Raw genomic sequence first — 21551 nt, 5'->3', positions numbered from 1 at the left:
ACAGAGACACTTCCGCCTCGATAGGAACAACCGCAGCGCCTGGCTGTTCGGGACTCATCTCCCTTCAAGCCCGAGGCTCTTCCATGTATCACCACGTCAAGAAGTTGATGTTCACCGTCCGCGTCGATGAGCCGGACCCGCGCTTTGGCAATATGCTTCTTGAACAGTTCGGCGGCGCTAACGGCGAACTTGCAGCCGCGATGCAGTATTCGATCCAGGGCCTCAATTGCGAGGACCCCGATCGCAAGGACCTCCTGATGGATATCGGCACCGAAGAGCTGAGTCATCTGGAAGTCGTCGGTACGCTGGCCCGCATGCATCTCAAGCCGGCGAAGTTTGATCGCCAGGCGGCCGAGGCCGATCCGCTGATCGCGATCGCGGGTGGGGGCGGCGTGAACCTCTTCAATTCGCAAGGCAATGCCTGGACCGCCGATTACCTGAAGATCACGGGCGAACTGGACGTGGATCTGCGCAGCAATATCGCCGCCGAAGCGCGGGCGAAGATCGTCTACGAACGCCTGATCAACTTTACTGACGACGCCGGCACTAAGGACGCCTTGCAGTTCCTCATGACCCGCGAAATCACCCATATGAAGGCATTCTCGCTCGCCCTCGAGAGCATGAGCAAGCCGGCCTTCAGCATTGGCCGCATCGCGCCCACACCGGGTCTCGTCGACCAGTTCTTCAACGACTCCACGGGCACCGGCGATCATGGTGAGATCGACACCCGCGGGCCCTGGAACGAGGGCGGCGAATGGGTCTTTACGGAATCGCCGGCCATTCAGGCCGGGGAACCAGGACCCGCGTCGGCTATCGTCACCGAAAGCTCACCGCCGGTCGACGAGACCGGTCTTGGCGACCTGCTGATCGACGAGCTCCGCGACATCCTTCACGCCGAGAAGCAGTTGACGAAGGCGCTTCCCAAGATGGCGGAAGCGGCGCGGTTCGACCAGTTGCGCGAGCTGTTCGAGCTGCATCTCGGCGAGACCGAAACCCAGATCGAGCGCATCAATGAATGCTTTGAGTTGCTCGGCAAGTCCGCGCGCGCCAAGCCCTGCAAGGGCATGATGGGTCTTGTCGAAGAAGGTCAGGAAGTCATGACCGAGGGCGAGGAGAAGGAAGACGCCGCGGCCGACCTCGCCCTGATCGGCGCGGCGCAGCGGGTCGAGCATTATGAGATTGCCGGCTACACGACAGCGCGCAACCTCGCCCAGCAGCTACGCCATAGCGCCGTGGTCAGCCTCCTATCGAAGTCACTGGCAGAGGAGGAAAACGCTGACCAATTGCTCAACCAAGTCGCGCGGTCTCTGATGTCGGTCGCCAAGATGCCGGCGGCCGTCGAACAGACCGAACAGTAGGCGGATGAGGGCGGTGCCACAGCAACTGCGCAGCTTTGCTTCTGCGTCGGTCACCATGCGCTGTAATCGGAGGCGTTTCTGATGTCGTCCATCGTCCCTCAGCATGGCGAGCAGGACATCGATCTCGTTGAGGACGATCATGGCGCCTCGGCCCCTGTCTGGTGCGAGGCGCCGGTCCTTGGCAGCGACTTCGAAGCCGTTGTGATGGATTTGCTGGAGGGGAAATGCAAATGTCGGCGCCGGGTCGCAGTCTTCAATCTCGCTCAAGGCTGGGTGCGCGATGCGTCGGCTGAAGTGGTTCACGAATTGCGGCGACGCTGCGACCTCCAGCTCCGCGATATACCGGAGGCCCTGCATGCCTTTACCGACCGCTATGAAGGATGCTTCGCGGACATGCAATTGCCGTTGCCAATACCAATAGGCATTTAGGCCTTCCATACATGCCATGACACATCCGGTCACCCCGCCACCTTTCTGGGCCTCCCTGCGGCGGCGCCCGACACATTCTCAAGCGCGGATGTCGTGATCTTTGGTGCGCCGGACGCGACGCCGCATGTGCCAGGCGTTAACAGCCATGCCGCCTGTGCTCCTTCAGCCCTTCGCGAAAGTACCCAGCAAATTGCGCGTGATCCCTTGCGGTGGGATTTCGATCAGAATGGCCCCTTGGTGGCCGAGGGGCTGCGGGCCGTTGATCTTGGCGATCTTCCGACCAATCCGGCGACACCCCAGGAGAACCGGTCGCTTGTCGCATCGACAACAGCCAGCATTCTGAAGGCGGGTGCCGTGCCACTGCTGCTTGGCGGCGATGACTCGGTCCCCATTCCATTCTTCGCGGGATTCGAGCAGTTTGGTCCGCTCACCATCCTGCAGATCGATGCGCATCTCGACTGGCGTGACGAGCGCGCTGGTCTCAAGCACACATTCTCGAGCACGATGCGGCGGGCCAGCGAGATGCCATGGGTGGAGTGCATCATTCAGGTGGGGCAACGCGGGATTGGTGGCTCGCGGGCGGTCGATCTCGCCGATGCCCGTGCTTGGGGCGCGACACTGTTCAGTGCGGCGACAGTGCGACAGAACGGCGTGCAACCCATCCTCGATCACATCCCGCCGGGCAGCCGTTGCATCATAACGCTCGATTGCGATGGCCTTGATCCCAGCGTGATCCCTGCTGTTCTCGTTCCTCAACCGGGCGGGTTAGGCTATCTCGACGTGGTCGAGCTGTTACATGGCGTGACAAGGCGGGCGCGGATCGTTGGTTTTGATCTCGTGGAGCTGGTGCCGGATGCGGACGTACGAGGCTTAGGCGTGCTCGCCGCCTCGCGCATCGTCTGCGTTGCCCTCGGATGCATGGCGCGACAGCGATCCGCTAAGGGGCCAACGGATCAATGACAGCTTGAGGAGCCCTCAGGATTTTGCGGTGCCGGGCTCCGCCTGTTTGCGATGCTGCTTGGCGAGCGTTTCGGCCGGCATCACATTGGCGACCGCCGACTGGATCTTGTTCTTGAGACCGGTCACGACGTCGCCTTCGCCCGACATCATCGCCTCGAAACCCTTGCGGGCGACCATCGCGGCATCGTCCTTGTCCTCGGAGCCGACCTTGGTATCGAGCATATCTGCCCGTGCGAAGAACTCGGTCTCGGTGGCACCCGGCATCAGGCAGGTGACCGTCACCTTCGTGTCGCGCAGTTCCTCGCGTAGCGCAAAAGAGAGGGAGTTCAGGTACGACTTAGAGGCATTGTAGACGGCCTGAAAGCTGCCGGGGATAAAGCCGGCGATCGACCCGGTAATAAGGATCCGTCCCTCATTGCGCCGGCGCATGTCCTGGCCCACGCGATGGAGCAGATAGGTCGTGCCCATGACGTTGGTGTCGATCACCTGCCGGATACGCGCCCACTCCTGATCCAGGAAAGCATGGCCCAGACCGCGGCCTGCATTGGCCATCAGCACGTCGACCTTGCGGCCTTGTGCCACCTCGTAGAGTTTGTCGACGCCTTCAATGGTAGCGAGATCGGCTTTCAGCGCCACAACGGCGATGCTGTTGACTTCCTTGCGCAGCGCCTCTGCCGCCGTCTCGATCTCGGGCTCATCCGCGGCGATGAGAAGGTCATATCCTTTGGAGGCGCAGAGCCGGGCGAGCTCAAAGCCGATGCCGGTCGAGGCGCCCGTTAAGATTGCAAACTGTCCGGCCATAGGCATTCCCTCTCGGTTTTTTGCGTGGCTTTGAGCCTAATGGGGCACAGGCGAGAGCGTTCCTAAGCGGCTAGGAACCAGCCGCAAGATTGAGGCTTGGTCTGGTCGCGCAACCCTTGGAGCGGTCCATGAAAGCCCTCACCTGGCACGGCAAAAGCGACATTCGCTGCGAAACGGTTCCTGATCCGAAGATCCAGGACGGACGAGACGCGATCATCAAGGTGACAGCCTGCGCGATCTGCGGCTCGGATCTGCATCTGTTTGACGGGATCATGCCGACCATGGAAAGGGGCGACGTGCTCGGCCATGAGACCATGGGTGAGGTCGTCGAGGTCGGCAAGGACAACAGCAAGCTCAAGGTTGGCGATCGCGTCGTGGTGCCGTTCACCATCGCCTGTGGCGAGTGTTTCTTCTGCAAGAACGGCTTTTATTCCGGCTGCGAACGCTCCAACCCCAATGCCAAGCAGGCCGAGAAGATGTGGGGTCATTCGCCCGCCGGCCTCTTTGGGTATTCGCACATGTTGGGCGGCTTTGCCGGTGGCCAGGCCGAATATATGCGCGTCCCATATGCTGACGTCGGGCCGTATAAGATCCCCGAGGGGCTGACCGACGAGCAGGTGCTGTTTCTCTCCGATATTTTCCCGACCGGCTATATGGCGGCAGAATTCTGCAACCTCAAAGGCGGCGAGACGGTCGCCGTCTGGGGCTGCGGGCCGGTCGGCCAGTTTGCGATCAAGAGCGCGTTTCTGCTAGGCGCCGAACGCGTGATCGCGATTGATACAGTGCCCGAACGGCTAACGCTCGCCATGCAGTCGGGCGCGCTCACGCTGGATTTCATGAAAGAAGATGTCTACGAGCGCATCCAGCAGCTGACGCAAGGCCGCGGAGATGATGCCTGCATCGATGCGGTTGGCACCGAGCCGGAGACCATGGCGAGCAAGGAGTCCGTGATGGATCGCATCAAGGTAGCGACTTTCATGGGAACCGATCGGCCGCATGTGCTGCGGCAGGCGATCCAATGCTGCCGCAACTTCGGCACCGTCTCGATCGTCGGTGTATATGGCGGCATGCTCGACAACATTCCGATGGGCAGCGCCATCAATCGCGGGCTGACCTTCCGCATGGCCCAGACCCCCGTCCAGCACTATCTGCCCAAGCTGATGCAACGCATCGAAAAGGGCGAGATCGATCCAAGTTTTGTCGTCACCCATCGCGCGACGCTCGAGGAAGGCCCGGATCTCTATAAGACGTTCCGCGCTAAGCAGGATGGATGCATCAAGGTCGTGATGAAGCCGTTCGGCTGATGGGAGAGGGCGACGCTAAAGAGGCAAAGTCAAATTGGCTGGCGGCCGCGCAGCTCGGCCTCGTCAGCAGCACATTTTCGACGCTCATCAGCCAGCTTGCGGCAGCGCAGTTGGGCCGGGACGCGGCGGTCGACTGGATGACGGTCGCTGCTATTCCCGGCCGCGACGTCATGTTGAGCGCTGCGCCCTCATATCAGGCCATCGCCCTTGGCATCGCCTTTCATCAATGGGCGGATTTCTCCTGGGCGCTGGTATTTTTTGGCCTGTTCGGGCGCTGGACGAGCCGTCTCGCGCCCGGCACTCTCTTTTGGCTGGCCATTCCTTGGGCTGTCTTTACCTCGGCGACCGAGTGGTTCGTGCTTGTGCCGCTGTTCCCGTTCTTTCAGCCGATCTTTACCTTGCAACAACCCTATTGGATCGGCTTTCTCGTCCACCTTTCGTCCGCCTCGATCTACCCCCTGTTCGCTTGGCTGCGCTGGCCGCTGGGGCGTGCGCCGCCGACGCCTGCCGTACGCTTTGCCAAACGCTGGGCGGCCGGAGCACTCCTCGTGCTTGCAACGTTAGGCCTGGTTGCCATGGTCGAAAGGTTGGGTTGGCCACCGCCGATCCTGAGCCGGGATGTGGCCAGCGATCAGCGCTACATGCGCCATATGGTAACGCATCATGAGCAAGGTATTGAGCTTGCAAGGGTTGGCCAACAGCGCGCGCAAGATCCGCGTTTGCGTGCGCTCGCGGCCCTGATGGCGGCCAGTCAGGTAGGCGAAAACCGTATCTTCGAGCATTGGTGGCGCGGATGGTTTAGCGAGCCGATGGCGGTCTGCACCGGCGAGGAGCGGGCGGCTATGCCCGGCTATCTGACGCCGGCACAAATGGCGGATGTGCGCAACGCGGTCGATGGGGAGTTCGATGCTGTCTTCATTCGCCTGATGAGCCTGCATCATGCAGGGGCCGTCCAGATGGCGGATAGCCAATGGCATTCTTCCGGCGATCCGCGCCTGCGCTTGATGGCGCATGCCATACGACATGAACAACAAGGCGAGATCGCTTTGATGAAAAATGTGAGTGGCATCGAAGCCGTGCGGCAAGCGACCCGCAGTATGCTGGCGAATAATCTCTGACCAACCTTCGTCGTTTGTCTAAGGAACGAGCCGGGGATCTCGCCACTAGCCTTCCATGGGCCGGGCAACCAAGAAGGAGAAGACAGATGGCAGATGAACAACGCGGTGGCTCAGGAAACTTCGCCAACGATCCGCAGCGCGCATCGGAAGCCGGCAAGAAGGGTGGCGAGCAGAGCCACGGCCAGCAGGGTCAACAGACACAAGGCGGAAGCAAGCCCGGCCAGCAGGGCGGCAGTTCGTCGGACAATCCCGGCAACTTCGCCAATGATCGCGAAAAGGCCAGCGAAGCCGGACGCAAGGGCGGCCAGTCCTGAGACTCTACTGACCCTGCAGGCCAGGACCTCGACGAGATGTCCTGGCCTGCATTCTTTTGGAAACGTCCGTGGGCCTTCCACAACCCCCGCTATGCCCTGGCTTTCAACGGTCGCGTGGCTGCCTTCTGACGAAGCTGATCCATGCGGCATTGTGAGGGCTTCTTGTCGGGTCGCCAGCGGATGATCTTCGTGCCGTGCCGAAACCGATCGCCGGTTACGTGATCGTACGACACTTCAATAACGTAAGTCGGGCGCACGGCCTTCCACTCGGCTGATCGCTTCGTCGACCAGCGACTTGGGCCGCCGGGTGTATTGCCGCTGAAGCTCTGCGATTTGATAATCTTCTCCAGACGGTCCGTGAAAGCCAGCCGATCGGATGACCGGATGCCGGAGCTAAACCCGACATGGTGCAGAAGGCCTTCCTCGTCGTAGAGACCGAGCAGCAACGAGCCGACCACCTTGCGATTGCCCTGCTTCTTCTCTGCATAACGAAACCCACCGACAACGCAATCGGCCGATCGCAGCAGCTTGATCTTCTGCATGCCATCCCGGGTACCGCCTCGATAGGGCAGGTCGAGGCGCTTGGCGACCACGCCGTCATGATCCTCATTTACGCTGTTGAGCCAAGCGTCGGCATCCGCATAGTTGCGGCTCGCCGGTGATAGACGAAAGAGGCCGTCGGTACGGAAAGCTTTTCGCGAAAACGCTTCGAGGGCGGCGCGTCGCTTCATGAGCGGTAGAACCGAAAAATCTATCGTGCCCGATCGCAGCAGGTCGAAAACCATGAAGTTTGCGGGCCTTTCTTCGGCAAGACGCTTGACCCGGCTGGCCGCCGGATGAATGCGCTGAAGCAGCGCGTCGAATGAATATCCCTCCGCGAGCTGGACAATCAACTCACCGTCCAGGGTGAGCACTTTCGGCGATAAGGCGGCAGCGGCCGCGGCAACCTCCGGGAAGTAGCGAACGAGATCGCGGCCGCTTTTGGATTGCATGCTTATCTGGTTGCCGTCGCGGATCAAAAGACACCGGAAGCCGTCCCACTTCGGCTCATACTGCCACTGGGCTCCGCGCGGCAATTGGTCGACAGATTCGGCTTCCATCGGATTCATGCGCGGCTCAACCTCTCGAAGCGCGTTGCACGACCCGCCGTCAAGTCCTTTGATCTCCACGGCATCAAGCGAAGCTGCTCAGAAATGTTCCTCCGCCACGGTTATGTGGCGACCGCAAGGCTGATGCGACCAAATGCCGGTTGAGGGCAAGGGGCGGCCCGCATGGTTTACGCGAACCCAGCCGATTGTCCCAAGCTCGCGAGCTCAAGTATCCGCAAGACATCAAGTCCAGTGGACCCCGTACCGGCCGTAGACATTTCAAGGCCGCGAGGAGTGGTTGGTAAGTCAGTCTGAGTTGGGGGAAGGTTATTCAAATCTTTTTCGAGCTCGTTGCGAGCAAGCGCAAAAAATATACTCAGGCGGTCCACCGCTAACCGGATCTTCGTCCGCCTTCCCCTGTCGTTGACCGGGAAAGGAATGCCCTGATTGCATCGTAAACCTCCAGCAGAGGTGGCGTTAGGGAAAAGAAGGCGCCGAGCGCAATCGCGATGAGAGCGTGGCGTAGCGAGAAGCGGTCGTCGTCTTGGTCTGGAGAGTGGATACTTCGATTGATCAATGCAGGCCAGAGGCCGCTCGGCCCGCTCTCACCGTTCGACCTCCGAGGCTTCCGCGGCGGAAGCATGATCACGACGAAGAGGGCATTTATCAGCAGCCAAATGCCCAAGATGATGAATAAGGTCCGCATGAGAATTTTCAAAAAAGAGAGCTGACTAGCATCCGGTAGCCGTCAGCCTTGATCCCGTGAATCCAATCCGGTCCATCGGAGATCTGCCTGCCGACGGTCGCAGACAGAGTTTATATACGATACGCATCCGCCGTCGACGTACAATTAAGGACACGGGAACTTTCGGCAACGCGCGCACCTTTGAAGTCAACACCAGGCCTAAAAGGCCGCGCGAAATTGCGTTGCGACGCCCGGCTGGCGGCTCCCCAAGCTTTCAGCCCCGTATTCTTACGGGTACAGCAAACAACAACGCTGCCCGCTTGAGATGACCGCAAGGAGCGTTTCCCATGCAGGCGTGCGCTTCATCAACGATGACAAGGGATGCGCAGGCCCGGGCAAATTCGTCGGGGCGACTGTCGGCCTTGATATAGTCGAAGCTGACGACAGTGTGCGGATCTGTTCGCTCGCGGCAACTGACCGCACCGCGCGGAAATCGGGAACCAATCGGCTAGCTACCGTTCACGTCCGTTGTGCGTCTAACGCTCTTCCTGCAGGGCGTTCACCCGCCTTCATTTTCGGCAGCAACTAAACGGGCTCTGCATTGTTGCAGTCTTTAGCGAGCGTCGGGAAAATCCAGCAATTGATCGCTAGTTAAGCGCTTTTTAGGGCACGTCCAACCGAGAGAATGCTGATGATTGATAGATCCAAAACCGGCAGCCCTGTCCGGGGGCATCCCGCATTATTGAGAATATTCACCATAGGCGTGGCGGGCATTCTGTCTGTACTGATGCTGACAGCGGTAGCGCCGCCGATCGTCGCAGATCAATCCGACCGCGCGGTGGTTAACGCCCCTGTCACTCTTCTGACCGCGCCAATCAGCGGCGAAATTGGTTTGTTGACAGTACTTCCCGGGCGGGACGTCCGCGATGGCGACACGCTGGCGCAGATTAGGAATCCAAGACTTGATCGGGGGACGCTCATCTCGCTGCAGGAGAAGGCGTCTGATGCGCGTCAAAAGCTCGACGCTACGCGCGCAAAGCACGAGTCCGATCTCAACTATGTTTCGTCCCTCGACGACGAACTCGCTAACCAGACCAGCCAACTTAAGGGTCAGTTCCAGTCGCAGATCGAGGAGCTTCGCGCCCGCGTTGCTCAATCCAACGCTACGAGCGGTGAAAAGAAGGCCTTGGTGGACCGGCAGAGCAATATGGTGACACGCAATGCCGCAAGTATCGAGATGCTTAGGCCGACGACCCAGCAATATGCTGCTGCCATGCATGGTGCGGAAGCAGAGGTCGCCAAGCTGAATCAAAAGATCTCACAGCTCAATGCCCTGAGCAGGGGGATCTATGTTGGAGACGAACTGGTTGCTCTCAATAATCTGGCTCAGAAGCGCAGGGACATCGATCTGGACGCCAGGCGGATGAAAATCGAAGAAAGGCAGCAATCTGCGGTACTCGCCGACCTGGAGTACTTGATCGACGCCGAACAAGGAAGGCTAGCAACTTTGGCGGATGCCAATGTCCTTTCGCACGGCCAGGGGAAGGTGTTGACCGTCGGGGCCGCGATGGGACGGCATGTGAACGCCGGCGATACCATCAGTTCCATCATCGACTGCGACAAGCGCTTTGTTGTTGCCATCTTCTCCTACCGGCAGGGTCAGAGCATGATGCCCGGCACCCGCGTTCGCATCGACGGAAGTTCGTTGCAGTCCGGCGTCGTCAGCGCGGTGCTACCGAAGACCAGCGACAAGGTCGACGAGCGCTTTGCGGTTCCGTTTCCGCAAACCGAACGGCGTGAGCTCTACGCCATCATCACGCCGGATGGTGCCGGCGGAGACCGCACATCAGCGCAGCAAACGGGGACTGCAGACCAATCCTCTTGTCCGGTCGGCCAATGGGTGACGGTGACGCGCGAGAATGGTGTGGTCCCCTCAATGTCGGTCACCTGGCACCGGTTAGGCCATTCTGTCGCTTCGTGGATTCGGGACGACGCAGACAACACCGACACCGCGAAAAATGTGTCTTTGGATGCGGATACCCGCCGAGCCGGAGTCGCTCGTCTGCATGATGCTTTCCGCGCCTCGAAGCCGCAGGAACCAATGGCCGACGATGACGGAGCGCCCGGAATTCGCAACCTCGTATCACGATGAAGCCTCTCATCCTTATGGCACTGTGCGCGGCAGTCGTGGGCTCGCCGGCGGCCGCAGGCCAAACGGCGCAAACCGCAAGCACTTTCTGCGCCGGGTTGGACAAGGCGGTCGCGCCGCACACACGCGCAGCCGACGCGGCTTTCATCCGGAGTTATGAACCCGGCACGGATGAAGCGAACCTTCCGGCTGGTCTCGCCACAACAGCGTTCGTCTACGATAATGCGCTCGCCGCCATTGCGCTGATTGCTTGCGGCAATGTGTCGGATGCAAGATCCATCGGCAATGCGCTGAGCCGCGCCGCACGCAAGGACCGAAGCTTTGATGACGGCCGCGTGCGCAATGCCTATCGTGCCGGTGCGGTGAAGCAGGATGCTCCCAATCTACCCGGCTGGTGGGATGGACATGCCAAGATCTGGGCGGAGGATGCGGCACAGGACGGCACTTCGACGGGAAACGTTGCCTGGGCCGCATTGGCACTGCTGACGCTCCATCAGGCGACCGACGATCCTCAGTATCTCGTCGACGCGAGACGTCTGATCGATTGGGTCATCGAGGCGACCGCTTCCTCGGATGGCTTTTACGGCGGCTTTCACGGCTACGACCCGAAGCAGGTCAGGCTCACCTGGATGTCGACCGAGCACAATGCCGATGTTCACGCGGCCGCGCGCTGGCTGTTTCGTTTGACTGGCGAACGAAAATACGACGGCGCGGCGGGGCAGGCCAGGCGACTGCTCGATCGTGCCTTTCGCGGAGACCATTTCCTGCTTGGGACGAAGCTTGACGGCAATCTTGCGGACGAAGGTCTGCTCGCGCTCGACGCTCAGCTTTGGCCCTGGATGGCCATTCCTGAATCGCCCGAGGTCTGGAAGAGCGCGCTCGGCTTCGCGAAAGCTCAACTGGCAGTCGCTGGCGGCTTCGATTTCAACGGCGATCGCGACGGCCTCTGGGTTGAGGGCACGGCGCAGGCGGCACTGGCCTACCGGATCAGCGGCAACGCACAGGAGAGCGATCGGCTACTGGCAAACCTAAATGAGGACCGGACACCAACCGGCCTGCTCAATGCCTCACGCCCGGCGCGACTGACAACGGGTTTATCGATCGACCCCACCGGTAGCGGCGATCCCGACTTCTTCTACTACCGCCGCCCGCATCTCGGCGCGACCGCGTGGGCCGTACTGGCCGAAACAGGTTGGAACCCGTTCACCGGGAAAAGGATACGTTGATGGCACCAACCGCCGCCGATAATTCATCCATCTTGACCATCGACATCGGAATTCTGCTTGGACTTTTGGTTATGGCGCGACTGCTGGATCCGTTGCGTGCCAGAGACCGCTTTCTGTTCGGGGCGACGACCGCAGCCCTTCTCGTCCTTTATGCGCTGTGGCGGTGGAACGATACGCTGCCGCCGTTTGAGCCGTCAGCGCAAAGCCTTTGGCCGCGGCTCTTCATTGCGTTCGAATTGCTCGCAATCCTGTACACGCTGATCTCGATCGTCATCCTGTTCCGCAGTACCGACCGCACCGCGGAGGCCGACGCGGCACAACAGCTTTTGTCCGGGGAGGATGGTCATCCCGCCGTCGACATCTTCATCTGCACCTATGACGAACCTCTCGAAGTCCTCGAGCGGTCGATTCTGAGCGCACTGGCGCTCGACTATACCAATGCGACAGTCTGGGTGCTTGATGACACGCGGCGCGACTGGCTGCGGGAATATTGCGAGCGGGTCGGCGCGCGTCATCTGACGCGGCCCGACAATAAGGGCGCCAAGGCCGGCAACCTCAATAATGGGTTGGCCATAACCGCCCGCGCGACCAACGCACCCGTCATTCTGGTGCTCGATGCGGATTTCGCGCCACGGCGGGACTTTCTAAAACGTACCGTTGGCCTATTGCTGTCCGATCCGGAGGTCGCGATCGTGCAGACCCCGCAATTTTACTACAACGCCGATCCGATCCAACACAATCTGCTGGCCGCGAAGAGCTGGATCGACGATCAACGCTTCTTCTTCGACATCTTTCAACCGGCCAAGGATGCGTGGGGCTGCGCGTTCTGCGTCGGCACCTCCTTTGTCGTTCGCCGCGACCGGCTTGACGAGATCGGCGGCTTTCCCGACCAGGCAATATCGGAGGATATCAACCTCACCTACACCATGCTGGCGCACGGCTATCGCACGTCCTGGTTGAACGAGCCGCTCAGTTTCGGACTTTCAGCCGAAGGAATTCCGGAATACGTTACCCAGCGCGCTCGCTGGTGCCTCGGCACCATACAGGTTGCCCTGCTGCGTGGCGGTCCGCTGCTCGGCGGCGGCTTCAGCTTCACCCAGCGCTGGCATTATCTGCACGGTGTGCTGAACTGGTTCTCTAAACCCTTCATGGTGCTGCTGTTGATCGCGCCGACGATTTATTGGTTCGGCGGGCTGCCGGCATTCGAAGCCGATTATCATTCCTTCCTGCGCTATGGCGTGCCGGCGCTGCTCGGGCAGATTATCTATATGGGCTGGATATCGCGCGCGCGGACGCTGCCTTTGTTCATGGAGGCCACCCATGCCGTCACCTGCTTTGCGGTGACAGCAACGCTGCTGAGCGCCATCGTTAAGCCGTTCGGCCGTCCCTTCAAAATCACGGACAAGGGCGGTGACCGATCAGCGCCGCGCATCCACTGGAAGCTCGCCGCCATCTTTGGGTTGATCACAGCAAGTTCCGCCGCAAGCATCATTTGGGCGTTCATTTCCCCCTACGCGGCCAGCGAGATTTCCGCGCTCGATTTCTTCAACCTCCTGTGGGCGGCCATCGCGATGCTGATCGCCTTCATCGCGTTTGTGGTCTGCTTTGAATTGCCTCGCCCCGGCCACATGTTCGAAACGGACGAGCCTGTATGGCTCTCAGGCGAAGGAAAACTCATGTCGTGCCGCCTGCTTGCAATATCGCCGACCTCCGTGCGGTTCGCGGGCGCGGGAGGCGAGGCGCTCGAGCTTGCCGGTTGGCGCTACAAAATTCACCTGGAAGGGGTGGGATGGACCGATATTTCGATGGTCTCGCGATCCTGCAACACGATACTGGCACGCCTTGAGCTCAGCGCCGAACAGTATCAGCGTCTGGTGGTACAGCTCTTCAGCGCGTCCCACGGTAACATCGCTGGCGTCGCCAGTTTTCGCGGCGCGCTGGCCGGCTTGCTACGCCGCGGATTTATCGGCGCGTAGCGCAAGGCACGGTGACAATCAGCGTCCACCACAGAAAACATGAAGGTCAGGCGCATTCCGAGAGCCGCATCCTCGAACTCGACGATGGCTCGCACTGGCAGACTCGACATGGGCTTCGCCGGGACCATGTATTGGCAAATTGGCTCAGATGGAAGTGCGGACCGGCCCTTAGCGGGCCTTGAGACCGCCACGCCAAGTCGCTTAGCGGCCTCGGCCGGAATTCCTCAAACCAGCGTTGCGAAACCGGCTCTCCGTCTCCTCGCTTTTTGGGCAGGAGAATCTGCATGAGGTAAGATTTACTCATGATACAAGCCTTGACCTGGCGCTGCCGGCCCAGCTGCCGAGAAGCGTTTCGGTCGTGACGCACTCCACCTGCTGCCCGAAGCGGTTCAAGTAGATATTCATCATGGAGTCGTGCGTTTCGTCAGCCGAGCTGCACAGGGCGTCGGTGACAAGAATGACGCGGTAACCCCAGTCGACGGCGCCGAGCACGGTCGCCAGCACGCAGACATCGGTCTCGCCGCCGGTGATGATGATCGTATCGACATGAGCCGCGCGAAGCTGCTCGTGGAAATCGCTCCCTGTCCAGGGCGAGTAAACGTGCTTGTCGAAGATGCGTGCGGGCGGAACGAACTGCGCGAGATCCTGGACCAGACCGATCATCTCCGGGCCAAGCTCGTCGATGGTCATCGATCCCCAGCGCTCATAATAGCGCCGCCACATGGCCGGCACCCTGGCCGGGCTTCTGGGCCGGAACGAACCGGGGGTGCGCTCGGGATGGGCAGCGGTGACCGAAACGACATTGGGCAGGACGCGCGGCAGCCACGGCATTTTCCACTCCGTGCTTTCCGCGAACATCCTCTGCATGTCGACGCAGATATGAATCGCATTTTCTCCGGGTGCCCCGTAGCGGAGCTCATCGTTCTTTGACATCGGCGGCGTCCTCGAAAGTGAGCTCAAACGGAGCGGCCCGGTCTTGGTTCCTACCTAGAAGGTTGCGGCCAGCAACCAGGCTAGCCACGCGGCAATGAGCAGGGAAGGCAGTCAAGGGTACGGCGATGCACCCGCGCTCGCGCGGGCTTGCCCTTGACGGCTAAAGCGGCGGCATCCCCGTGGACGCGCGGGGGATCGTGACCGTTTGGCCGGACGAAGACCCGGGCGCCGGACTGCTAAGGAACGCGCTAGAGCCCGGTCGGCTGCGCAGCAGGAGGACGCGCCCGAAACGGAACCGTGCGCCTTTGCGGAAAGTTGGGATACCACCAGACCAAAAGCGGGCAGATCACATGAAGCGAATTACGAAATGGCGGGCGGCAGCGAAGCGTGAGCTGATCGCGCCTCGAGGCGACAAGCGATATGTTCGCCGTGATGCGCAAGGCAGTATCAAGGAAAGCGATGATGTGAGCCGGTCGCTTTCTCAGGATCGCCGCATAACAGCGAAGAAAAAAGTGAAAGCGGGACAGGGTGACCGGGGCGACCCCAAGCCCGTCAACTCCAAGGCGTGGAAAAAATCGAGTGCCCGTAAGTAACGTGACACTCGATCTCTTCGGAGCCGGTCTCCTTCCAGAAGGTATGAAGTATCAGCCGGAGTTTCTCTCTGCTGATGAAGAGCGTGCGCTTCTGACTGATATCGAGACGCTTCCATTCAGGGAATTTGAATTCCGCGGCTTCACCGGGAAGCGCCGTACCGTTTCTTTTGGCTGGCGCTACGATTTCAATGGCGGTGGTCTCACCAGAACTGAGGACATGCCTGAATTTCTGACCCCGGTTCGGGCCCGTGCCGAGGCATTCGCCGGCATTGCGCCCGGCTGCTTCCAGCAGGTTCTCGTGACCGAGTACGCGCCCGGCACCGGGATCGGCTGGCATAAGGATCGCTCCGTTTTTGGCGATGTTGCCAGCATTTCGCTGCTGTCTTCCTGTATCTTCAGGCTTCGCAGGCGAACGGTTAAGTCGTTCGAGAGGAACACCCTCGTTGCCGAGCCGCGCTCCGTCTACCTTCTCCGCGGTCCGTCGCGCACCGAATGGCAGCACAGCATTCCCGGCATCGAAAGCCTGCGCTACTCGGTCACGTTTCGTAACGTGCTCGAAGAAGGTGAATACTAGTGGCGCGCGTATCTACATTGCCGAAGCGCCTCCAGCCCATGCTCGCGACGCTGACCGACGCGCCGTTCGACGATAAGTGCTGGATATTCGAGGATAAGTATGACGGATTCCGCATGGTCGCTAGAATCGACGGTGGCAAGGTCACTCTCTACAGCCGCAACGGCAAGATCATCAGCCACAGCTATATCGAAGTCGCCCAGGCGCTCGGAAGGTATCAAAGGCGATGCCATCATAGATGGAGAACTCGTAGCGATCGGCAAGGACAGCGTGTCGCATTTCCAGCTGCTTCAGAACGCGCTTCGCCATGAAGCAAAACTGCAATACGTCGCCTTCGACCTGATGTTTCAGGATGGCGAAGACCTTCGTGGCCTACCCCTCACGGAGCGTAAAAAACGCCTTAAGGCTATCCTGCCGAAACACAAGCTCATCGGGTTCAGCCGCGACCGAAAGACCTTCGGCGTGAAATTTTCTGAGGAGGCCGAGCGCAAAGGTCTTGAAGGCATCATGGCAAAACGCGCCGACAGCAAGTACCTGTCAGGCGCGCGAACCGACGACTGGCTGAAGATCAAAACCTCGAAACGCCAGGAAGTGGTGATCGCAGGTTTTACGGCACCGCGGAGGACGAGACCGTTTTTCGGAGCGCTAACACTTGCGCTGCGAGAAGGGAATGGCTGGCGTTCTATCGGCCATGTCGGGGCCGGCTTCAGCCGCGAAACGCTCGGAGAGCTCCACGAAAAGCTCATCAAGCTCAAAGCCGCCAAATCTTTTTTCGGCAAAAAGGTGAAGGACGAAGCGGTCACCACCTGGGTGAAGCCGCAACTCGTCGCCGAGGTGAAATTCACTGAGTGGACGAGCTCCGGCGAGATGCGGCACCCCGTTTATCTCGCCCTGAGAAAAGACAAGCAGGCAAAAAACGTCGTCATGGAACGCGAAAAGCCACGCGGATGACGCGGCATGTCAGCCCGGCTGACCGCCGAGCACCCTGGTCTCGTTAAGCCCAATGAATAGGAACGAGCACCTTCGCGCATGATTGTCATCATCCACGAAGTGAAAGAACGTTCACATGGCAGACGAGCAGAATCCCAACAAGCAGCAGACCCCTGGACAGCGGCGCGCGAAGTTGCCGCGCTGCATATTTCTGACGCCGTGCTCGCTGCTTGCTCGGCCAATCAGATGAGAAGATTTTCCTGATCGGCCACAGTCATGGCGGAAGTGCAATTGCTTACTTCCTCAAGAACCATCGAGAAGCCGCCATCGTGGAGGGATGCGCATTCCTATCGACCCCCTTCGTTGCAATTCGTCCAACAGCAAATGCGATGGCTCTTACCTCTTAACGCTTTTTGTTGCGTTAAATTTCGCTACGCTTTGCCAGGTGACGTTCGCCTACTTCGAATATCCACGCTTAGGCCTTACGGTCGGCGTTGCGATAATCGTTACGGAGTTTCTGGCGGGTAGAAGACTCAGCAAATCCGATTGGCGAAGCGCGATGGTCGAAGAGACCATAAACCAGCAAACGGCCGACATGCCCAGCGGGAACTATCTATTCCTGCGCTGCTCAGGCGATGAGGCGGCGGCTGCATTGTCCGCGGTCCAGTTTATCGCGTGGCTCGGCGTAAAGGTATCTAAGCTCTTAGGCTGTCCGACCCCTCTCAAGCAAGAGTGGTATTCTCGTGGGACTGTTCACTTGCTTAGCCTCAATTCTTCTCTCTTTATTGATTCAGACGGCGTTGATCTTTCTTTCCAATAGTTGGTATCTGTGTCTTTCTTGCAGGCGTCTTTGACGTGCACAACGTCTCTGATTTCCTTTTCTGGTTTGGGTTTCGTTTTGTAATGTTCGTGCTTCCGTGTGTTGTTTTTCTATTTTTAGGGGCGTCGGTCGGTGTTTACGTCACACAAGCCATCGCTTCCTGGTCCTTTGGTTGGACCGGGCTATCGACGGGGTTTCTAGTCGAGTTGGCTGTTGAACCCCTTCCGTTCGGCGGGCATTCGCTAACGCATATCGACTGGACCGAAGGCAGCGGGCTTGGGGGAATTGTTCATAGCTGGACGTACGCCCATCCAGTAGCGGTAGAGCGAGTTCGAAACTGGGTAGAAGCGTCCCTTAAAGCTTCGCCGGAGCCGGCGCGGTAGGATAAGTTGTCGCGCCGGCGCTGCGTGCAGTTAGCCAATTGCGCCAGACCCTTACAATTTAGGTGTTCGCTGACAGGTGCCGGCGCGACTCCGTACAAATCCTTTGCTGCGGCGAGACAACTCGAGATGTCGCCGGATACACAGTCCGGACCGTGCGCCGTCGATCGTTGCGTGACAATATTCCATCGGCGGCGATCGCCGATGTGGAAGTGGCGGCGACGGCGATTCCTGGAAGGATGGCCTTGAGGCTTCACGGATGGATGGCGCGAGGCGCGCGCGTGACGATGTGTTGCCCCAAAACCCGCATAATGAGAACCCGTGGGTCAACTCGGAGCAGAGTGGCGGCTTTGAAGCGGGAAGGGTCCGTTATCGCACTCAATTTGGTCGACGCAGAAAACGAACCTAGCAACGGGCAAGCGCTTATGACGGCGTGACGTGAGATCGCCACGCCGCCTTAGCGGCGCGGTCGAGAAGTGGACCAGATAGGAGCCTTAGCTTAATTCATGTTACCGGGCGCCACTTTCGTGCCGCCCTGGTCGCTGCCGGGACCGGAGCCTCCTTGGCCGGACGCGTCGGGTTTCACCATTCCGCCTTTGGCCATGCCGTCCTTGCTCATGCCGGTGGTGCCCTTGGTCATCGAACCCTTCTCCGTGTTGTGCACGCCGGGTTTTTGCATGTTGCCGGATTTCGGAGCGGGACCGGAAGTCTGAGCGAAGGCGTAGCCGCACATTAGACCGAGGGCGGCGGTAGCGATAATGATCTTCTTCATCGAAAACTCCTGTTGGCTTCCTAGGCGCCAACGAGAGCGCGGAAATCATGTTCCTATTGCTGAGTTCTTATTTTGTTCTCGTGGGCGATGCCCGCGCCTGGCCTCAGCTTCCACTCCGAATTAGAGCGCATGCGTATGCAAATCGGCCGCCAGCACGCCGGCATCTCGACTGCCTCGGCTGAAACCCTTCTTCAGCGGATGCAGGTTAAGGTCGAGGGCTTGTGTACTGAGCGGGATCGGCTTGTGCAGGAGGAATGCCCGGAAGGCCGGTCCTACATCTCCGGGATGCCCATCAAGGGCACGCCAGCGCACCGCGGGATGTGATGGATAACCTCCGGCGATTTGCGGCGGGTAGGTGATCGTGGAAGAAGAGGAGTGCTATCTATTGGTTCACGTCGACGCCGTCCTGGATGTCACTAAATCGCTCTTCACTCCTTTCCGGGTAGTATGGATTCCAGGACCTGCCTTGCCGCTCCCTTAATCACCCGGTCTCGTTGGGGGCGCCTTTCACTAAGGCCAGTGAGAAATTCTTCGCCTGCTGCAAGGTGATGTGCGGCGGCAGCGGCGGCACCTCAGGATCAGTCTTCACGTCCAGTACCACGGGCATCTCGCTCGCCAGCGCCTGCTCCCAGGCCGAGCCGAGCAATTGCGGGCTATCGACATAGATGCCGGTCAGGCGGATCATCTCGGCAAAGCGCGAATAGGGTACGTCGGGAATACGCTGCGAGGCCTCGAAGTTTGGGTCGCCATTGATGATCCGCTGTTCCCAAGTAACCTGGTTGAGGTCTTCGTTATTAAAAACACAGACGACGAAGCGCGGATCGCGCCAGGATCGCCAGTATTTCGCGACGGTGATCAGCTCGGCCATGTTGTTCATTTGCATGGCGCCGTCGCCGACCAGCGCGATCACAGGCCGGTCCGGATGGGCATATTTCGCCGCGAGTGCGTAAGGGACCGCGGCGCCCATCGAAGCGAGGCCCCCGGAGAGCGAAGCCGTCATGCCCCGCCGGATCTTGAGGTCTCGCGCAAACCAGTTAGCACAGGAGCCGGAATCGCTGGTGATGATGGCGCGTTCCGGCAGACGCGGCGACAGTTCCCAGGCGACGAGCTGCGGATTGATCGGCGCGGCGGGCTGACGCGCGCGGCCGTCGAGCGTCTTCCACCATTTGGCGACATCATTTTCGATGCCCTTGCGCCAGGCGGCGTCGGTTTTGGGCGCTAGCCGCGGCAGCAATGCGCGCAGTGTCTCGGCGGCGTCGCCGACGAGGCTGACTTCCATGGGGAAGCGGATCGACGTCATACCGGCATCGATATCTATCTGTACGCCGCGCGCGGCTCTCTCTTTCGGGAGGAATTCTGCGTAGGGGAATCCGGAGCCGACCATCAGCAGCGTGTCGCATTCCATCATCATGTTGTAGCTTGGCTCGGTGCCGAGCAGGCCGATCGAGCCCGTCACCCATGTAAGATCGTCCGGCAGGGCCGCCTTGCCGAGCAGCGCCTTGGCGCAGCCAGCGGAGAGGCGGTTGGCGACCGCGATCACCTCGTCGGTGGCGTGCAGCGCGCCGGCGCCGATCAGCATCGCGACCTTCTTGCCGGCGTTGAGCACCGCCGCCGCATGATCGAGTTCGGCCTTGCGCGGTATCACGCGTGGGGCGCTATAGCCGACACCGAAATGCAGGGTCCCGTGCGCGCGGGGCGGTCCTTCGTAAGGCTCTTCCTGGAGATCGCTGGGCAGGATGATCGCGGTCGGCGCCCGGCGTGCGAGCGCGATGCGCACCGCGCGGTCGATCAGGTGCCGCACTTGAGCGGGTGAAGAGGCCTGCGCCACATACGCGCCCGCGACATCCTTGAACATCGAGACGAGATCGAGTTCTTACTGATAGCTCCCTCCGAGCGCACTGCGCGCCTGTTGGCCGACGATCGCCAGCACCGGCTGGTGGTCGAGCAGCGCATCATAGAGTCCGGTGATCAAATGCGAGGCACCGGGCCCCGATGTCGCGATACAGACGCCAAGCTCCCCGGAAAACTTTGCGTAGGCGCTGGCCATGAACGCTGCCATCTCCTCGTGCCTGGCCTGCACGAAATCGATCTTGGCCTCTGCCCGGTTCAGGGCGCCGAACACGCCGTTAATGCCGTCACCGAGGTAACCGAAGATATGGCGGACGCCCCATTGATGCAGACGTTGGACGATGAAGTCGGAGACGGTCTGGGACATCTGGGCAGCCATTACGTTGCGCCACCCGGAGAACCATGGCTGCCACTTATAGTTCCTGCGGGCACATTGAGCGATCAAACAGTACCGGAATCGGCCCCCGGCAATCGGAGTTCTTCCTCAACAAGCCGCACAGCATCGGGCCGAACCGAACCACGAGTGATGTCCCCTGAGGCTGATCTCTTTTATCGTATCCTGTTCGCGGGACGTTCGGGGCCCGTTCTCAAAAACACAACCTGGAAACGCGTTCGCGGTTGTATCTGAGCGTTTGGGTATATTCACGGCCGGAACACGTCTCCTTTTCTGAAGTTAGAGACTCGTTGAGTAAGGTGGGTAGACTGCCCGCCGCTGGCCCCCTACACCGGCGGCGCGCTTTTTGTGAGTTGCGTAGAGTGGCAAGGCGTACCAGACCGGCGATGCCGGGCTTCATCAAGCCTCAGCTCGCCACGCTCAAGATGAAAGCCCCGGCGGGCCAGGACTGGATTCACGAGATCAAGTATGACGGCTACCGCATCCAGCTCCACATCGACGGCGACACCCGCAAAGCCTTCACCCGCAACGGTCACGACTGGGTCAAGCGCTTCTCGACCATTGCTGGCGCCTTCGACCTTCCGTTCCATCGACGGTGAGGTCGTGGTAGTCCATGACGGCCGCACCAATTTCTCCGAATTGCAAGCAGAGTTAGATGGAGGCCGGCAGGATCGGTTGCAATACTACGCCTTCGATCTCCTCTGGCTCGATGGACAAGACCTTCGGAAGGCGTCTCAGCTCGCCCCGCAAGGAGCTGTTGAGGGAGCTGTTCGAGACCTGCATCGAACATCCCGCGCTATACAGCGAGCATGCCGAGGGTGATGGGCACGAACTCTTCAAGACGGCCGCCCGGCTGAACTTCGAAGGTATCGTTTCAAAACGTGTTGACGCACCGTATCGAT

At 60.1% G+C, this 21551-nt stretch carries 18 protein-coding genes and 2 pseudogenes; 15 read left to right on the top strand and 5 right to left on the bottom strand.

Annotation, left to right across the window (positions count from 1 at the left end):
* Positions 1 to 83: 83 nt before the first annotated feature.
* The 3 genes from AC5ZFO_RS37280 (at position 84) to AC5ZFO_RS37270 (ending at position 2747) form a co-directional block, all read left to right on the top strand.
* The gene (locus AC5ZFO_RS37280) at positions 84 to 1358 is read left to right on the top strand and encodes a DUF892 family protein (RefSeq protein WP_282521573.1); all 1275 of its coding nucleotides are present in this window, start codon (positions 84 to 86) and stop codon (positions 1356 to 1358) included.
* Between the two features lie 81 nt (positions 1359 to 1439).
* Entirely contained in the window at positions 1440 to 1787 is a 348-nt protein-coding gene (locus AC5ZFO_RS37275; RefSeq protein ID WP_282521243.1) for a hypothetical protein, read from the top strand.
* Positions 1788 to 1880: 93 nt separating this feature from the next.
* Positions 1881 to 2747 carry an arginase family protein gene (locus tag AC5ZFO_RS37270; RefSeq protein ID WP_496123411.1) on the top strand — a complete coding sequence of 289 codons (867 nt, stop codon included), beginning with the start codon at positions 1881 to 1883 and terminating at the stop codon, positions 2745 to 2747.
* A gap of 15 nt (positions 2748 to 2762) precedes the next feature.
* Here the strand turns inward: AC5ZFO_RS37270 and AC5ZFO_RS37265 are convergent, their stop codons facing one another.
* On the bottom strand, positions 2763 to 3554 hold the full coding sequence (locus tag AC5ZFO_RS37265; protein WP_496123410.1) for an SDR family NAD(P)-dependent oxidoreductase: 792 nt from the start codon (positions 3552 to 3554) through the stop codon (positions 2763 to 2765).
* Positions 3555 to 3676: 122 nt separating this feature from the next.
* Between AC5ZFO_RS37265 and AC5ZFO_RS37260 the strand changes: the two genes are divergently transcribed.
* The 3 genes from AC5ZFO_RS37260 to AC5ZFO_RS37250 all read left to right on the top strand — a co-directional run bounded on the left by AC5ZFO_RS37260 (position 3677) and on the right by AC5ZFO_RS37250 (position 6284).
* Positions 3677 to 4852, top strand: a complete 1176-nt coding sequence (locus AC5ZFO_RS37260) for a zinc-dependent alcohol dehydrogenase (protein ID WP_496123409.1) — start codon at positions 3677 to 3679, stop codon at positions 4850 to 4852.
* Positions 4819 to 5970 (top strand): DUF305 domain-containing protein, encoded by a 1152-nt coding sequence (locus tag AC5ZFO_RS37255; protein WP_282521240.1) that lies wholly within the window; start codon positions 4819 to 4821, stop codon positions 5968 to 5970. Before AC5ZFO_RS37260 ends, AC5ZFO_RS37255 begins: the two co-directional genes overlap by 34 nt.
* An 86-nt stretch (positions 5971 to 6056) precedes the next feature.
* The gene (locus AC5ZFO_RS37250; protein ID WP_282521239.1) at positions 6057 to 6284 is read left to right on the top strand and encodes a con-10 family general stress protein; all 228 of its coding nucleotides are present in this window, start codon (positions 6057 to 6059) and stop codon (positions 6282 to 6284) included.
* A gap of 89 nt (positions 6285 to 6373) precedes the next feature.
* On the opposite strand, the gene AC5ZFO_RS37245 is transcribed toward AC5ZFO_RS37250, so the two are convergent.
* The gene (locus AC5ZFO_RS37245; RefSeq protein ID WP_282521238.1) at positions 6374 to 7393 is read right to left on the bottom strand and encodes an ATP-dependent DNA ligase; all 1020 of its coding nucleotides are present in this window, start codon (positions 7391 to 7393) and stop codon (positions 6374 to 6376) included.
* Between the two features lie 1355 nt (positions 7394 to 8748).
* On the opposite strand from AC5ZFO_RS37245, the gene AC5ZFO_RS37240 reads away from it, so the two are divergent.
* Genes AC5ZFO_RS37240 through AC5ZFO_RS37230 form a run of 3 tightly spaced genes read left to right on the top strand, consistent with a single transcriptional unit; the run spans position 8749 to position 13408 of the window.
* Positions 8749 to 10209, top strand: a complete 1461-nt coding sequence (locus tag AC5ZFO_RS37240; RefSeq protein ID WP_282521237.1) for an HlyD family secretion protein — start codon at positions 8749 to 8751, stop codon at positions 10207 to 10209.
* Positions 10206 to 11432 carry a hypothetical protein gene (locus tag AC5ZFO_RS37235; RefSeq protein WP_282521236.1) on the top strand — a complete coding sequence of 409 codons (1227 nt, stop codon included), beginning with the start codon at positions 10206 to 10208 and terminating at the stop codon, positions 11430 to 11432. The genes AC5ZFO_RS37240 and AC5ZFO_RS37235 overlap by 4 nt, the downstream gene beginning before the upstream one ends.
* Positions 11432 to 13408, top strand: a complete 1977-nt coding sequence (locus tag AC5ZFO_RS37230; protein ID WP_282521235.1) for a glycosyltransferase family 2 protein — start codon at positions 11432 to 11434, stop codon at positions 13406 to 13408. Before AC5ZFO_RS37235 ends, AC5ZFO_RS37230 begins: the two co-directional genes overlap by 1 nt.
* 300 nt (positions 13409 to 13708) lie before the next feature.
* Here AC5ZFO_RS37230 and AC5ZFO_RS37225 read toward each other — a convergent pair whose 3' ends face one another.
* Positions 13709 to 14239 (bottom strand): cysteine hydrolase family protein, encoded by a 531-nt coding sequence (locus AC5ZFO_RS37225; protein ID WP_496123408.1) that lies wholly within the window; start codon positions 14237 to 14239, stop codon positions 13709 to 13711.
* Between the two features lie 452 nt (positions 14240 to 14691).
* Here AC5ZFO_RS37225 and AC5ZFO_RS37220 point away from each other — a divergent pair, with 452 nt between their 5' ends.
* The 4 genes and pseudogenes from AC5ZFO_RS37220 to AC5ZFO_RS37205 all read left to right on the top strand — a co-directional run bounded on the left by AC5ZFO_RS37220 (position 14692) and on the right by AC5ZFO_RS37205 (position 16699).
* Positions 14692 to 14934, top strand: a complete 243-nt coding sequence (locus AC5ZFO_RS37220; protein WP_282521233.1) for a hypothetical protein — start codon at positions 14692 to 14694, stop codon at positions 14932 to 14934.
* Position 14935: 1 nt separating this feature from the next.
* A complete protein-coding gene (locus AC5ZFO_RS37215; RefSeq protein ID WP_308776798.1) occupies positions 14936 to 15508 on the top strand; it encodes an alpha-ketoglutarate-dependent dioxygenase AlkB in 573 nt (190 codons plus the stop codon).
* A pseudogene (ligD, locus tag AC5ZFO_RS37210) lies at positions 15508 to 16456 on the top strand (non-homologous end-joining DNA ligase). Before AC5ZFO_RS37215 ends, ligD begins: the two are co-directional and overlap by 1 nt.
* A gap of 78 nt (positions 16457 to 16534) precedes the next feature.
* On the top strand, positions 16535 to 16699 hold the full coding sequence (locus AC5ZFO_RS37205; protein WP_282521232.1) for a hypothetical protein: 165 nt from the start codon (positions 16535 to 16537) through the stop codon (positions 16697 to 16699).
* A gap of 1435 nt (positions 16700 to 18134) precedes the next feature.
* On the opposite strand, the gene AC5ZFO_RS37200 is transcribed toward AC5ZFO_RS37205, so the two are convergent.
* Entirely contained in the window at positions 18135 to 18407 is a 273-nt protein-coding gene (locus AC5ZFO_RS37200; protein WP_282521231.1) for a hypothetical protein, read from the bottom strand.
* A gap of 129 nt (positions 18408 to 18536) precedes the next feature.
* Between AC5ZFO_RS37200 and AC5ZFO_RS37195 the strand changes: the two genes are divergently transcribed.
* Complete coding sequence (locus AC5ZFO_RS37195) at positions 18537 to 18731, top strand: hypothetical protein (RefSeq protein WP_282521230.1); 195 nt, start codon at positions 18537 to 18539, stop codon at positions 18729 to 18731.
* A gap of 104 nt (positions 18732 to 18835) precedes the next feature.
* On the opposite strand, the pseudogene AC5ZFO_RS37190 reads toward AC5ZFO_RS37195, so the two are convergent.
* Positions 18836 to 20622 (bottom strand): annotated as a pseudogene (locus tag AC5ZFO_RS37190) (thiamine pyrophosphate-requiring protein).
* A gap of 389 nt (positions 20623 to 21011) precedes the next feature.
* Between AC5ZFO_RS37190 and AC5ZFO_RS37185 the strand changes: the two are divergent.
* On the top strand, positions 21012 to 21248 hold the full coding sequence (locus AC5ZFO_RS37185) for an ATP-dependent DNA ligase (protein ID WP_282525815.1): 237 nt from the start codon (positions 21012 to 21014) through the stop codon (positions 21246 to 21248).
* Positions 21249 to 21551 lie beyond the last annotated feature (303 nt).

This window comes from Bradyrhizobium sp. Unk1 (assembly GCF_059512345.1).
This window is presented reverse-complemented; position numbering and strand designations above follow the sequence as displayed.